This is a genomic window from Streptomyces sp. NPDC031445, assembly GCF_055581365.1.
Genome location: NZ_JBVIJO010000017.1, coordinates 126,088 through 139,612, shown reverse-complemented (window position 1 = coordinate 139,612; position 13,525 = coordinate 126,088). Strand labels below are relative to the sequence as shown.

Here is a 13,525-nt window from a genome sequence, read left to right as displayed (position 1 = left end):
CGCATCGCGCCGGGAAGGTGACAGCGCGACGGTGCCTTCGAGACTGTCCCCCAGACGCGTTCATGACACGCCGTCAGTCCACTGAAAAGTGGGATGATCTTATCAGCCGCTTAGATCCAACCGGCTTTCCGAGGGCCCCAATTGAGACGTCACCAAACCCTCACAACACCGCAACCGAGCTGACGCGCGCCGGCTGCCCGGGAAGGAGCCGCCCGAGCAGGGGTGGAGGACGACTCAGACCGGCCACACGCCCGTGGCCAGGAACGTGTCCACGGCGGCGGTGTACGGCGCGATGTCCAGGCCCTGCGCCGCGAGCCACGCGTCCGAGTAGTACTTGTCCAGGTACCGGTCGCCCGGATCGCACAACAGCGTGACGACGCTGCCCGTACGCCCCCCGGCCACCATCTCGGCGACGATCCTGAGCGCGCTCCACAGACCGGTGCCCGTCGAGCCGCCCGCCTTCCGGCCGATGGCCGCCTCCAGGGCCCGTACGGCGGCGACGCTGGCCGCGTCCGGGACCTTCATCATCCGGTCGATCGCGCCGGGCACGAAGCTCGGCTCCATGCGCGGCCGGCCGATGCCCTCGATCCGGGAGCCGCAGTCGCAGGTGACGTCCGGGTCGGCGGTCGTCCAGCCCTCGAAGAAGCAGGAGTTCTCCGGGTCGGCGACGCAGACGCGGGTGTCGTACTGCATGTAGTGGACGTAGCGCGCGAGGGTCGCGGAGGTGCCGCCGGTGCCCGCCGTGGCGACGATCCAGGCCGGCTCCGGGAACCGCTCCAGCCGCATCTGACGGAAGATCGACTCGGCGATGTTGTTGTTGCCGCGCCAGTCCGTCGCGCGTTCGGCGTAGGTGAACTGGTCCATGTAGTGACCACCGGTCTCCACCGCGAGGCGTGCGGACTCCTCGTACATCCTCCGGGGGTCGTCCACGAAGTGACATCGTCCGCCGTGGAACTCGATCAGGCGGATCTTCTCCGCACTCGTCGTGCGCGGCATGACCGCGATGAAGGGCACGCCGATCAGCTTCGCGAAGTAGGCCTCGGAGACCGCCGTCGAACCGCTGGACGCCTCGATCACCGGGCGGCCGGGGCGGACCCAGCCGTTGCAGAGGCCGTAGAGGAAGAGGGAACGGGCGAGCCGGTGCTTGAGGCTGCCGGTCGGATGGGTGGATTCGTCCTTGAGGTAGAGGTCGATACCCCACCGCTCGGGCAGCGGGAAGCGCAACAGGTGCGTGTCCGCGGATCGGTTCGCGTCGGCCTGAACCTTGCGGACGGCCTCTTTCAGCCAGTCACGGTAGGCGGGATCGCTGCGGTCGACGTCGAGGGTGGCGCCGGTGCTGATCTGGGGAGTGGTGCTCACGGCGGGGCTCCTTACGCTGCTCGCCGACAGCGCCTCGCGCGGGCCGGCAGATCGAGCATAGGCACCTTTCACACCGCTTCCCACCTGCATAAACGCATCTTTTAGCCACCCAAAGACGCGCTGGGGCACGGGTGTGCGAGCCCGAGGGGGGCGCATGGGCGCGAGTGCTCCGGGCGGCTGCCGCACGCGCCCCGCGCGTACTGGTGCTCCACGCCGAGCCGGGGCAGACTGCACGCGACGGGACCGCGGTCCCGGACGGGGGCGCGACAGGGAATCACGGGAACACCGCGAGGGGGCGGCCAGACATGGCGGAACCGGAGTTCACGGCCACCGGCGTGCGCATCGGCAAACGCCTGCGTTCGCTCACCCGGGCCGGACAGGTCCGGATCAGCGACGGCAGGCTCCAGTTGCTCACCAGCTACGGCAGCGAGATAGACAGCGCGCCGGTGCAGGCGGTGCGCGCGTCCAAGCCGTGGTTCGTACCGGACGACCGGGCGCTCGCCGACGTCAACGGCACGCGGTACCTGCTGACGATGGGCGCGCGCGATCCCGCGCCGGGCCGGCCCGGACCGCCCGCGGCACGGCGGTTCGTCGAGGCGGTCCGCCGGGCGGCGGGACGCGGCGGCTGAGGAGCGCGCCCGCTCACGACCCGCGGCGGCCGGCCGCGCCTGCCGAACGGCGGCCGGTCGCACACGCCGGGGAGCGGTCGGTCGCGGCGAGTTGCGGGAGCGCATCCGCTGCGCCACGCTTGTCTCACGTCACTCTGGGTTTACCGGCGATAACGCTGCGAACCAGCCCGCCGGCCACGACAGCAGGCGGACGTTTGGACGCAAGCACCCTGCTGGATCCGTTGTTCTCCGTGTTCCTCCGGTTCCTCCGGACCTCACATCGGGGAGTCGCAGCCGTGATCAGTCACCCAAGCAGGCACTGCACGGTGGAGCTCCAAGCCCTGCCGTCGCGGATCGGCCAGGTCCGCAGAATCGTATCTGCGCAGTTGCGCTACTGGCATATGGACCCGTTGATCGACCGGGCCGCGCTCGGTGTGACGGAGCTGCTGAGCAACGTCCACCGGCACGCCAGGCCCGACAAGTCGTGCACCGTCGAGCTGGAGCTGCTGCCGGACCGGCTCACGGTCTCCGTGCGCGACCACGATCCGCGCCTTCCGGTGCCGGCCGAGTCCGCGGGGGCGACGGCGGCCACGCCGCTGGCCACCTGCGGGCGGGGCCTGGCCATGGTGGCCGCGGTGAGCGAGAGCTGGGGCGCCCGCCCGGACGGCGAGAACGGCAAGATCGTCTGGTTCACGCTCCCGGCCCCGGTGACGCCCCGCAGCCATCCGCCGGGATCGCCGCGCGGAGCGGTACGGGGCACACCGGCGCCGGCCGCGACGAGGGCGGCCGTGCCCACGAGGGCGACCGCTCCCGCGGAGGCGGCCGTCCCCGCGGGGGCACCCGGTCCGGCGGGACCCCGCGTGGCCCCGTCCGCCCCCGTACCGGCGAGTGCCGCGCCCCTCGCCAGCCCCGCGCCCCCGCCCCTGCGCCGTACCGCGCCCGCCGTCGACACGCCGGCCGTCGCCGCGGCGGCCACGGCACCGGTGGGGGCGCCCGCCCCCACACCGGCCGGAACACCGGCACCCGCCCGGTCGGCCGTGCCCACCTGACACGCGGAGGCCCCCGGCCGACCACGGCGGCACCCGGCCCACGGGCGGCTCCCGGCCCGCCACTCCCCCGGCCGACCGGCCAGGGCATCGGGCCCGCCACGAGTCCGCCGGACCACAGCGCGGCCGGGCCAGGGTCCGCGCCCGGCTCCGCACCCGGTGCCGCTCGGTCCGCGCTCGAAGTCACGGCGTCGGTGTCCCAGTGACCCGTGGTGGCCGCCCCCGCGCTCCGGCGGCCGCCCGGTCGAGACGCGACGGACCAGCCGGCGGAGCGTGACCGGCTCATGATCAGTCAGTCCCCGTGAGCCGTCTCCCGCGATCTGGGCGATCAGCAGGGGAAGGTGCCGCTGTAGAGGGCGTGTCCGTCGGAGGAGCTCGCGGAGCCAAAGCCGTAGATGCCGTCATCGCTCCAGACCGCCTCGCGGAACCCGTTGGCGCAGGTCGCCGTGGGCGCGATCGCGAAGCCCTCCAGATTGTCGACCGGCATGACGGTCGGGTTCGTGTAGGTCACATCCGGCACGATCGTGCCGGATGCGTCGACCTTCATGAAGGTGTGCGTCTCGCCGCAAGTGTTGTCGCAGGTCGCGATGATGCGCTGGGTACCGGCGTCGAACGTCACGTCCATCACGGACGCCTTGCCGGTCGAGATGGTGCCGAACGTGGTGTACGTGCCGTCGGAGTTCAGCCCGTAGACGCGTAGCGTGCCGTCCCACTCCAGGCCGGCGAAGTACAGGCCCGACCCGTGCAGCGGGTAGTTCGCCGGGTTGTAGGCGGCGTGGGTGAGCGGGTCGGTCCAGCCGTTCGCGGTCAGCCAGCTGTCCGGCACGTACCCGACGCCCTCGAAGCCCAGGTTGGCGTCGTCCTTGCTGCCGGTGTCGAGCTGAGGGAACTGCGAGGTCATGTCCCACTGGTGGACCGGCGTCAGGGTCGAGCCGGTCGCGGCCGGGTCGAACTCCATGATCGTGTCCTTCGGGACGGTGTTGTTGGCGTTGTCACGCTCCGAGGTCACGTAGATGTGGCCGTTGCCGCCGACCGTCACGCCCTCGGAGTCCGGCTGGCCCGAGCCACCCGCGAAGCGGATCTGCTTGCCGGTCGCGCTCCACGAGGGGTCCGGGACCCACTTGCCGTTGCTCTTGACCAGCTTGTACAGCCAGTTCTTGTTCTTCGCCGCCCACAGCACCGACGGGTTCGCCGGGTCGAACGCCAGCCCGCTCACGTCACGGCCCTCAGGTCCGGTGGACGTGGTGAAAGCGCAGACGTCGTCGGTGATCGTGACGTCCAGCCCGCCCGGCCACGCCGACGTGCCCGCTGGGACCGTGCCCGTACCGGAGGGCGCCTCAGGGGTGCAGCCGCTGGTCAGCGAGCCCCCACCGCCCAGCAGATGGCCGGTCTGCCCGCCACCGCCACCACTTCCGCCGCCGGAGCAGGAGTTGGCGCTTCCGAGCGTCGCGGTCGTGGAGGTCTGGAACCAGCCGGTGCCGTTGGCACAGCGTCCCTCGGACGGCTTGGCACCGCCAGTGGCCCAGGTCACCGAATCCACGGAGTTGCCGCTGCTGTCGGTGAGGAAGAGCGAGTCGGCGTCGCCCAGGCCGAGAGCGGAGTCGAAGGTGACGTAGCCGCCCGCGGGGATGCTCGTCGCGTTCGGCGAGGAGGAAGCGACCGAGACCGGGGAGTGGCTGGTGTCGTTGTCCACGTACTTCCACGATCCGATGCCGACTGCGCTCGTACCGCCGTTGTACAGCTCCACGGTGTCCGCGCCGTCGGAGGTGACCTCGTTGATCCGCACCTGGCTGGCCGACGGGATCGACGACGGGCAGCCGGAGACGTTCGCGGCGCCGAACGTGGTCGCCTTGGTCGTGGTCACCCACGCGCCGGTGCCGTCGCCCCCGCAGCGGGCCATCGCCGGCTTCGCCCCGTTGGCGGCCCACTCCACGCGGTCGACGACCGTGCCGTCGGCCGTGTAGATCACCAGCTTGTCGGAGTCACCGAGCCCCTTGGGCGAGTTGAAGGTGACGAAGCCGCCGGCCGTGATCGTGGTGGCGGACGGGGTGAACGACTGTGGCGAGAAGCTGTCGTCGGACATCTTCCAGCCGCTGATGCTCACCGCGGTGGAGCCGGTGTTGTACAGCTCCACCGTGTCGCTGTTCGAAGAGGTGACCTCATTGATGCGAACGTTTTGGTAGCCGGCCGGGTCAGCGGCAGCCGCGGGCTGAGCGGCGAACAGCCCGGTGGCAACCAGACCTGAGAACGTCAAAGCCGCGGCGCATACGGAGGCGACGCCGACGCGTGAGTGTGAAGTAGGCACGAGGCGGAACTCTGGAGAACCGAGGTGGAAGCAGCGTGTACTCCGGCTGAATGCCGGCTGCTCAACACCGGAACGCCACGCCCGCGTCACCGCCACGATCGGCACAACGCGAGGACAGCCCAGCAGAGCGTCAGCCAGTGCCCGGGTCACGACCACCGGAACCCGAGTATCAGCATCAAGGTCAGTGCCGTGTCCTACGCTGCCCGCACCCGTTCAAGCCCCCAGCACGCGTGTCACCAACATCCCCGGACAGCACATCTAGTCGCTCCCGGCCAGCGCCTCCAGTGGATCGTCCAGCACCGGCTGCCAGGCGAGTTCCGCCGCGCCGACCAGGCTGTTGTGGTCAAGGGTGCACGGCAGGATGGGGACGCCGCCGCTCTGGCCCCACAGGCTGCGGTCGGCGACCACCGCGCGCAGCCGGCCGGGGTCCGCGTCCAGCAGGGTGCGGTGCAGACCGCCGAGGATGATGCGGTCGGGGTTGAGGATGTTGACCAGGCCGGCCAGGCCGAGGCCGAGACGGTCGATGAGGACCTCGGCGGCCCTGCGGACGGCCGGGTCGTCGTACTGGGTGCGCAGCAGGTCACCCGCCTGCTGGACCAGCGACACCTCGGGGCCCGGCTCCCGCCCCGCCTCCACGAGCAGGGCGAGCGGGTCCGCCTCGACGTCCAGGCAGCCCCGGCTGCCGCAGTGGCAGGGGCGGCCCTCGGGGTTGACCGTGAGGTGGCCGACCTCCAGCGCGAGTCCCGAACTGCCCGTGTGCAGGCGGCCGTCCAGGACGAGCGCGCCGCCGACGCCCCGGTGCCCGGTGGCGACGCACAGCAGGTCCCGCGCGCCCCGGCCGGCGCCGTGCCGGTGCTCGGCGAGTGCGGCGAGGTTGACGTCGTTGCCCGCGAACGCGGGCCCGCCGATGCCCGCGGCGCGCACGCGTTCCGCGAAGATCTCCCGGACGGGGGCGCCCGCGGGCCAGGCCAGGTGCAGGGGGTTGAGGGCCAGTCCGGCGGGTTCGGCTACGGCGGACGGCACGGCGAGTCCGGCGCCGACGCAGCGCCGGCCGGTGCGGCGCAGCAGTTCCGCGCCCGCCTCGACCACGGAGCCGAGCACCTTCGCCGGGTCGGCGTCGACGGTCTCGCAGCCGGGCGCGGTCGCCACGATCCGTCCGCCGAGACCGACCAGCGCGGCCCGGAAGCCGTCGGCGTGGATCTGCGCCGCGAGTGCGACCGGACCGTCCTCGGCGACCTCCAGCCGGTGCGAGGGACGCCCCTGGGAGCCGGCGGCCGAGCCGGGCCGGGCGTCCACGCGGATCAGGCCCAGCGCCTCCAGCTCGGCGGCGACCGCGCCGGCCGTCGCCCGGGTGACGCCGAGTTCGGCGGTGAGCACGGCGCGGGTGGGCGCCCGTCCGGTGTGCACCAGCTCCAGCGCCGGCCCGAGCGCCCCGCGCCCGCGGTCCAGCCGCCCCCTCGAGGTGGTCCTCTCCCCCGCTGCCCGGGGATCCGCCTTGCCGCTCATGAGGGCGAGTCTCCCATGATCCGCCCCCCGGGCGGCCTGCGCCCGCCGGCTACAGGCCGCTGACCCGCAGGGTGATGTTCAGCCGTCCGTCGAGGCCCAGCCGGGCCGGGGCCGTGCCGGGGCGGACGCGCGGCACGCCGTGGTAGGCGAACCGGGACGGGCCGCCGAAGACGAACAGGTCGCCGCTGCGCAGTTCCACGTCGGTGTAGGGCCTGCCGCGCGTCCCGGTGGTGCCGAAGCGGAAGACGCAGGTGTCGCCGAGGCTGAGCGAGACCACGGGCGCGTCGGTCTTCTCGTCGCCGTCGCGGTGCATGCCCATGCGGGCGTCACCGCCGTAGAAGTTGATCAGCGCGATGTCGTACGGCGTGGCCGGTACGGCGTCCGGGCCGAGCGCGTCGGCCACCGCGCGGCGGCCCAGCGCGTCGAGCCAGTCCGGGAACGGCTTTACGGGGCTGCCGTCGCCGTCGACGACGGTGCGGGCGTAGGCGTACGGGTACCAGTGCCAGCCCAGGCAGACCTGGCGCGCGGTCATCGTGCCGCCGCCCGGCGTGCGCACCGTGCGCAGTCCGGCGGGGGGCCGGGCCCAGTCGCGGCAGGCGGCGAGCAGGGCGCGCTGCCGTTCGCCGTCCAGCCAGTCCGGGACGTGCACGGCGCCCGGAGCGACCTCCGCGCGCTCCCGGCCGAACAGCTCGTCCTCCATGCCCCCATCCTGCCCCACGCCCTCTGATCTGCGGCTCCGCTAGCCTGGACGCACGATGAGCGACCGTATGACGACACCGTGGGGCGAGGTCGGGCTGACCCGCTTCCCCGAGGACCCCCGCGACCCGCTGCGCGCCTGGGACGCCTCCGACGTGTACCTGCTGCGCCACCTCGCGGAGGAGAAGGTACCGCTCACGGGCGCGGTCATGGTGGTCGGGGACCGCTGGGGCGCGCTGGTGACCGCGCTGGCGGAGCACCGGCCGACGCAGATCACCGACTCCTTCCTCGGCCAGGAGGCGACCCGGGCGAACCTGGCGCGGGCGGGCGTGGAGCCCGGTGCCGTACGCCTGCTCACCACGCAGGACCCGCCGCCGGAGCGGGTGGACGTGCTGCTGGTGCGGGTGCCGAAGAGCCTGGCGCTGCTGGAGGACCAGCTGCTGCGGCTGGCGCCCGCCGTGCACGCGGGCACGGTCGTCGTCGGCACCGGGATGGTGAAGGAGATCCACACCTCGACGCTGCGGCTGTTCGAGCGGATCCTCGGCCCGACCCGGACCTCGCTGGCCCGGCAGAAGGCCCGGCTGATCTTCTGCACCCCGGACCCGGCGCTGGAGCGGCCCGCGAACCCGTGGCCGTACAGCTACGCCCTGCCGGACGGCGTCGGCGCGGTGTCGGGGCGCACGGTGGTCAACCACGCGGGCGTCTTCTGCGCCGAGCGGCTGGACATCGGCACCCGCTTCCTCCTCCGGCACCTGCCCGGCCCCGGCGCCGGGCGCGTGGTGGACCTCGGCTGCGGCAACGGCGTGGTCGGTACGGCGGTGGCGCTGGCCGATCCGGGGGCCGAGGTGCTGTTCGTGGACGAGTCGTACCAGGCAGTGGCCTCGGCGGAGGCGACGTACAAGGCGAACGGGGTGCCGGGGCACGCCGAGTTCCGGGTCGGGGACGGGCTGGCCGGGGTGGCTCCCGGCAGTGTGGACCTGGTCCTGAACAACCCGCCGTTCCACTCCCACCAGGCGACCACGGACGCGGTGGCGTGGCGGATGTTCACGGGGGCGCTGCGCGCGCTGCGGCCGGGGGGTGAGCTGTGGGTGATCGGGAACCGGCACCTGGGCTACCACGTGAAGCTGAGGCGGTTGTTCGGCAACAGTGAACTGGTGGCGTCCGACCCGAAGTTCGTGGTGCTGAGGGCGGTCAAGAGGGGTTAGGCGCGCTGCGGGGAGCCGGGCTGGTCAGCCGCCGGTCCGGGAGAGGACCCCGATGATCCGCCGTACCTCGCAGGCCATCGCCTCCCGGCCCGCGCCGAGGTAGGTGCGCGCGTCGACGGCCTCGGGACGGGCGGCGAGGAACTCCCTGATCGCCCCGGTCATGGCCGCGTTGAGCGCGGTCCCGACGTTGACCTTGGCGATGCCGCCGCCGACCGCCGCGACGAGACCGTCGTCCGGCACCCCGGAGGAGCCGTGCAGGACCAGCGGCACGGTCAGCGCGGCGGACAGCCGCGCCAGCAGGCCGAGGTCGAGGACGGCGGTGCGGGTGGTCATGGCGTGCGCGCTGCCGATGGCGACGGCCAGGGCGTCGACGCCGGTGCCGGCGACGAAGTCCCGCGCCTGGTCGGGGTCGGTGCGGGCGCCGGGCGCGTGCGCGTCCAGCGGGGGCCGGCCGTCCTTGCCGCCGATCTGCCCCAGTTCGGCCTCGATCCACAGGCCTCGGGCGTGCGCCCAGTCGACGGCGGCCCGGGTGGCGGCCAGGTTGCCGGCGTACGGCAGGCGGGCCGCGTCGTACATCACCGAGCTGAACCCGGCGCCGGGCGCCTGGCGCAGCAGGTCGTCGCTCTGGACGTGGTCCAGGTGCAGGGCGACGGGTACGGCGGCCCGTTCGGCGGCGGCGACGGCGGCGCGGGCCAGCGGCCGCAGCCGTCCGTGGCGGTACGTGACGGCGTTCTCGCTGACCTGGAGGACCACGGGTGCGCCGGCCGACTCGGCGCCGGCGACGACCGCCTCGATGTGTTCCAGGGTGATGACGTTGAACGCGGCGACGGCACAGCGGGCGGCGGCGGCCCGGGTGATCAGCTCGCCGGTGGACGCGAGGGGCACGTGAGGTGTCCTTCCGGGAGGGCCGGCGGGTTCATCAGGGGGCGAGGATCACCGAGCGGGTGAGGTGCCGCGGCCGGTCGGGGTCGAGACCGCGGGCGGCGGCGACGGCGACCGCGAGCCGCTGGACCCGGACGAGTTCGGCGAGGGGGTCGAGCCCGCCCTCGATCCACAGGCCGCCGGTGGCGCGGACCTGGTCGGCGAGTCCGTCGGGCGCCGCGCCCAGCATCCAGGTGGCCGTTCCCCCGGTGGTGACGCTGATCGGGCCGTGCCGGTACTCCATCGCCGGGTAGGACTCGGTCCAGGAGAGGGATGCCTCGCGCATCTTCAGCCCGGCCTCGTGCGCCAGTCCGACGGTCCAGCCGCGCCCGAGGAAGGTGAACTGCGCGCACTCCACGAGCCCTTCGGGCAGGGGAGCGGCGAGGGCGGTGCGCGCGTCGGCGACGACGGCGTCGGTGTGCAGGCCGAGGTGGGCGCGCAGGAGGGTGAGCGCGGTGGTCGCGAACCGGGTCTGGACGACGGAGCGTTCGTCGGCGAAGTCGAGGACGACGAGGTCGTCGGCGGCCGACACGACCGGGGTGTGCGGGTCGGCGGTCACGGCGGTGGTGCGGGTCCGCCCCGCCGACTCGCCCAGCAGTTCCAGCACTTCGGTGGTGGTGCCGGACCGGGTGAGGGCGAGGATCCGGTCGTAGGGCCGCCCGTGCGGGAACTCGGAGGCGGGGAACGCGTCGGTCTCGCCCTGTCCGGCGCCCTCGCGCAGGGCGGCCACGGCCTGGGCCATGAAGTACGAGGTCCCGCATCCGACGACGGCGACCCGCTCCCCCGGCTCCGGCAGCGCGCCGCGGTGCCGTCCCGCCTGCTCGGCCGCCCGTGTCCAGCACTCGGGCTGGCTGTTCAGCTCGTCCTCGACATACGTCATGCCCAGACCCTCCCGGCTGATTGTTCCTGCAAGATATAGCGAGTTTTCGAGCACTATCAAGCATTCGGACGCGCAGACCGGGTGCGCTAGGGTCGCCGGTGGATCGAACGGAAGGGAGCGGCGGATGTCCCGGGACGCCCGCTGGCAGGCGCTGCTGGAACTGCTCGTCGAGCGCGGCCGGCTGGAGGTCGAGGAGGCGGCGGCCGAGCTGGCGGTGTCGGCGGCGACGATCCGCCGGGACTTCGACCAGCTCGCGGAGCAGCAGATGCTGGTCCGCACCCGGGGCGGGGCCGTGGTGCACGGGGTGTCCTACGAACTGCCGTTGCGCTACAAGACGGCCCGGCGCGCCTCGGAGAAGCAGCGCATCGCCAAGGCGGTGGCCGAACTCCTCGCTCCGGGCGAGGCGGTGGGACTGACCGGCGGGACCACCACCACGGAGGTCGCCCGGGCGCTCGCCGTGCGCGGCGACCTGGCCACCGGGGCACCGGCGCTCACCGTGGTCACCAACGCGCTCAACATCGCCAACGAGCTCGCCGTACGCCCCCAGTTCAAGATCGTGGTGACGGGCGGGGTGGCGCGTGCGCAGTCGTACGAACTCGTCGGACCGCTCGCGGACGGGGTGTTGGGCCAGATCACGCTCGACGTGGCGGTGCTGGGTGTCGTCGGCCTCGACGTGACGCACGGGGCGGCGGCGCACGACGAGGCGGAGGCCGCGATCAACCGGCTGCTGTGCGAGCGCGCCGAGCGGGTGGTGGTCGCCGCCGACTCCAGCAAGCTGGGCCGCCGCGCGTTCGCCCGGATCTGCGGGACCGAGCTGGTGGACACGCTGGTGACGGACACGGCGGCGGAACGGGAGACGGTGCGGCGGTTCGAGGAGGCGGGCGTCCGGGTGCTGGCGGTCTGAGACGGCCCCCGGCCGGACCGGCCCCCGCCACCGCCTCAGAAACCGCCGAGGTCGGCCTTCACGAACCCCGCGCCGCGCTGGTCGTTGCAGCCCGCGACCGCCCGGTCCGCCGGATCGGGCCACGTCTGGGGGGCCTGGAGCGCCACACTGACCAGCGTCAGCAGCAGGTCGACGTCGCTCGCGGCGTCCAGGCGCAGGGTCACCCACTGCGAGCCGGGCACGACCCGGATGGCGTCCGAGCCCCTGAGGTCCTTGGCGAACCGCCGGATGGCCCGGTCGGTGAGCCGCAGATCCACATCACGCTCGGAGTGGAAGTGCGCGATCTCCCCCTGGGCCGACCGCACCGCCTGTCCCAGACCGCAGCTCGGGACGGCCCGTCTCAGGTCCGGCCAGGTCGCCAGTTGCGCGAGCGCGCGCGAGGCCAACGTCATGGGCCCATCATGACGCGCTCACCCGTCCGCAACCAGTTCGTGAGCAAGCATTAACCGACCTGTTTCCGCCGGGCGTTCAGGAATGCGCACAGGAGTCCACGTGCCGAACAGGCCGGCGCCACGGATGGCGGGCGCTGTGCTTCGACACTCCGTTGACTGCGGCCGAACCACCGTGCGACGGTGAGGGCGCGCTCCTGTCATGAATCCCTGGGAACTGGAGGCGGACCACCGTGACCTTCGGAAACGACGACTCCCGCCGGCCCATGGAGCGCGCTCTGACGCCCGATCAGCTGGAGCTGTTCGAGAAGGAGTTCGCCGCTCGCCCGGTGAACCGGCTGATGCAGAACGCGGTCACCCAGACGCCGGTCGACGACGTCGCCCTCGACCGGCGGATACTCACCGGTATCGACCACTCGGTCTCCCACCACCTGGACGACTGGAAGGTCACCGACCAGAAGCAGAGCGGCCGTTGCTGGATGTTCGCGGGGCTCAACCTGCTCAGGGTCGGCGCCGCACGGAAGCTGGGCGTGAAGGACTTCGAGTTCTCGCAGAACTACCTGCTGTGGTGGGACAAGTTCGAGCGCGCGAACCACTTCCTGGAGGCCGTCGTCGAGACCTCCGACCGGGACGTGGACGACCGCACGGTGGCGCACCTGCTGGCGGATCCGATCGGTGACGGCGGCCAGTGGAACATGTTCGTCGCCCTGGTCGCCAAGCACGGCCTGGTCCCCAAGCCGGCCATGCCGGAGACCGACAGCTCCTCCTCGACCCGGGCGATGAACCGGGCCCTGCAGACCCTGCTCCGCCAGGGCGCCCGCGACCTGCGCGGCCTGGCCGCCGAGGGGGTCGGGGCACAGCGGGGGCACAAGCGGGAGGTGCTGGCCGCCGTCCACCGGGTGCTCAGCATCCATCTCGGCACGCCTCCGCAGCGGTTCCTGTGGCAGTGGGAGGACAGGGACAGGGAGTTCCACCGCGCCGGCTGGCTGACCCCGGCCGAGTTCGCCGCCGAGTACGTCGAGCTGCCGCTGGACGAGTACGTCTGCCTGGTGCACGATCCGCGGGAGTCGAGCCCGGTCGGCCGCACGTTCACCGTCGAGTACCTGGGCAATGTCGTGGACGCCCCACCGGTGGTCTACCTCAACGCGCCGGTGGAGTTGCTGAAGCGGCTGGCCATGGAGGCGGTCGTCGGCGGCGAGCCGGTGTGGTTCGGCTGCGACGTGGCCAAGATGATGCGCGCGGACGCCGGCGTCTGGGACGCCGCGCTGTTCGACTACGCGGCCGTCTATGACGCCCCGTTCACCCTGGACAAGGCCGACCGGCTGCTGCACCACGACACGCAGATGACCCACGCGATGCTGTTCACCGGCGTCGACGTGGTGGACGGCGACCCGCGCCGCTGGCGGGTGGAGAACAGCTGGGGTGAGGCGAGAGCCGACAAGGGCTTCTGGACCATGAACGACTCGTGGTTCGGCGAGCACGTCTTCGAGATCGCCGTACGCCGCTCCGCACTCCCGCCGGAGCTGGCCGCCGCCCTCGACCGGCCGCCGATCGTCCTCCCCGCCTGGGACCCCATGGGGGCCCTCGCGCGCTGAGCGCGGCGGCGAGGGCCGCCGCCCCCCTGCCGGTGACGTCCGTGCCGGTGGCCGCCCCGCCGGAGCGCTTCG

General features: G+C 72.9%; 11 protein-coding genes and 1 pseudogene. 5 read left to right on the top strand and 7 right to left on the bottom strand.

From position 1 onward, the window contains the following. Window positions 1-234 precede the first annotated feature (234 nt). On the bottom strand, window positions 235-1,359 hold the full coding sequence (cds1, locus tag ACZ5DC_RS35455) for an L-cysteine desulfhydrase Cds1 (RefSeq protein WP_468659747.1): 1,125 nt from the start codon (window positions 1,357-1,359) through the stop codon (window positions 235-237). Window positions 1,360-1,664: 305 nt separating this feature from the next. Between cds1 and ACZ5DC_RS35450 the strand changes: the two genes are divergently transcribed. Then, window positions 1,665-1,988: a hypothetical protein gene (locus tag ACZ5DC_RS35450; protein WP_103816157.1), complete on the top strand. Its 324-nt coding sequence runs from the start codon at window positions 1,665-1,667 to the stop codon at window positions 1,986-1,988. A gap of 275 nt (window positions 1,989-2,263) precedes the next feature. Further along, window positions 2,264-2,794 (top strand): annotated as a pseudogene (locus tag ACZ5DC_RS35445) (ATP-binding protein); the annotation flags it as partial. A gap of 547 nt (window positions 2,795-3,341) precedes the next feature. Here the strand turns inward: ACZ5DC_RS35445 and ACZ5DC_RS35440 are convergent. From ACZ5DC_RS35440 to ACZ5DC_RS35430, 3 genes are all read right to left on the bottom strand, one after another. Beyond that, window positions 3,342-5,318: a lamin tail domain-containing protein gene (locus ACZ5DC_RS35440; protein ID WP_468659745.1), complete on the bottom strand. Its 1,977-nt coding sequence runs from the start codon at window positions 5,316-5,318 to the stop codon at window positions 3,342-3,344. Between the two features lie 258 nt (window positions 5,319-5,576). Further along, window positions 5,577-6,824 (bottom strand): ROK family protein, encoded by a 1,248-nt coding sequence (locus tag ACZ5DC_RS35435; RefSeq protein WP_468659743.1) that lies wholly within the window; start codon window positions 6,822-6,824, stop codon window positions 5,577-5,579. A 49-nt stretch (window positions 6,825-6,873) separates the two neighbouring features. Next, on the bottom strand, window positions 6,874-7,524 hold the full coding sequence (locus ACZ5DC_RS35430; protein ID WP_468659741.1) for an alpha-ketoglutarate-dependent dioxygenase AlkB family protein: 651 nt from the start codon (window positions 7,522-7,524) through the stop codon (window positions 6,874-6,876). Window positions 7,525-7,591: 67 nt separating this feature from the next. Here ACZ5DC_RS35430 and ACZ5DC_RS35425 point away from each other — a divergent pair, with 67 nt between their 5' ends. Continuing rightward, window positions 7,592-8,725, top strand: coding sequence for a methyltransferase (locus ACZ5DC_RS35425; RefSeq protein WP_468659739.1), 1,134 nt, complete (start codon window positions 7,592-7,594; stop codon window positions 8,723-8,725). Between the two features lie 24 nt (window positions 8,726-8,749). Here ACZ5DC_RS35425 and ACZ5DC_RS35420 read toward each other — a convergent pair whose 3' ends face one another. Continuing rightward, window positions 8,750-9,610 (bottom strand): class II fructose-bisphosphate aldolase, encoded by an 861-nt coding sequence (locus tag ACZ5DC_RS35420; RefSeq protein ID WP_468659737.1) that lies wholly within the window; start codon window positions 9,608-9,610, stop codon window positions 8,750-8,752. 34 nt (window positions 9,611-9,644) lie between these two features. Next, complete coding sequence (locus ACZ5DC_RS35415) at window positions 9,645-10,526, bottom strand: SIS domain-containing protein (RefSeq protein ID WP_468659735.1); 882 nt, start codon at window positions 10,524-10,526, stop codon at window positions 9,645-9,647. A gap of 124 nt (window positions 10,527-10,650) precedes the next feature. On the opposite strand from ACZ5DC_RS35415, the gene ACZ5DC_RS35410 reads away from it, so the two are divergent. Beyond that, window positions 10,651-11,430, top strand: a complete 780-nt coding sequence (locus tag ACZ5DC_RS35410) for a DeoR/GlpR family DNA-binding transcription regulator (RefSeq protein WP_468659733.1) — start codon at window positions 10,651-10,653, stop codon at window positions 11,428-11,430. 35 nt (window positions 11,431-11,465) lie between these two features. Here the strand turns inward: ACZ5DC_RS35410 and ACZ5DC_RS35405 are convergent, their stop codons facing one another. Continuing rightward, window positions 11,466-11,861, bottom strand: coding sequence for a luciferase domain-containing protein (locus tag ACZ5DC_RS35405; RefSeq protein WP_468659731.1), 396 nt, complete (start codon window positions 11,859-11,861; stop codon window positions 11,466-11,468). Between the two features lie 230 nt (window positions 11,862-12,091). On the opposite strand from ACZ5DC_RS35405, the gene ACZ5DC_RS35400 reads away from it, so the two are divergent. Further along, a complete protein-coding gene (locus ACZ5DC_RS35400) occupies window positions 12,092-13,453 on the top strand; it encodes a C1 family peptidase (RefSeq protein ID WP_468659729.1) in 1,362 nt (453 codons plus the stop codon). The last annotated feature ends 72 nt before the right edge of the window (window positions 13,454-13,525 follow it).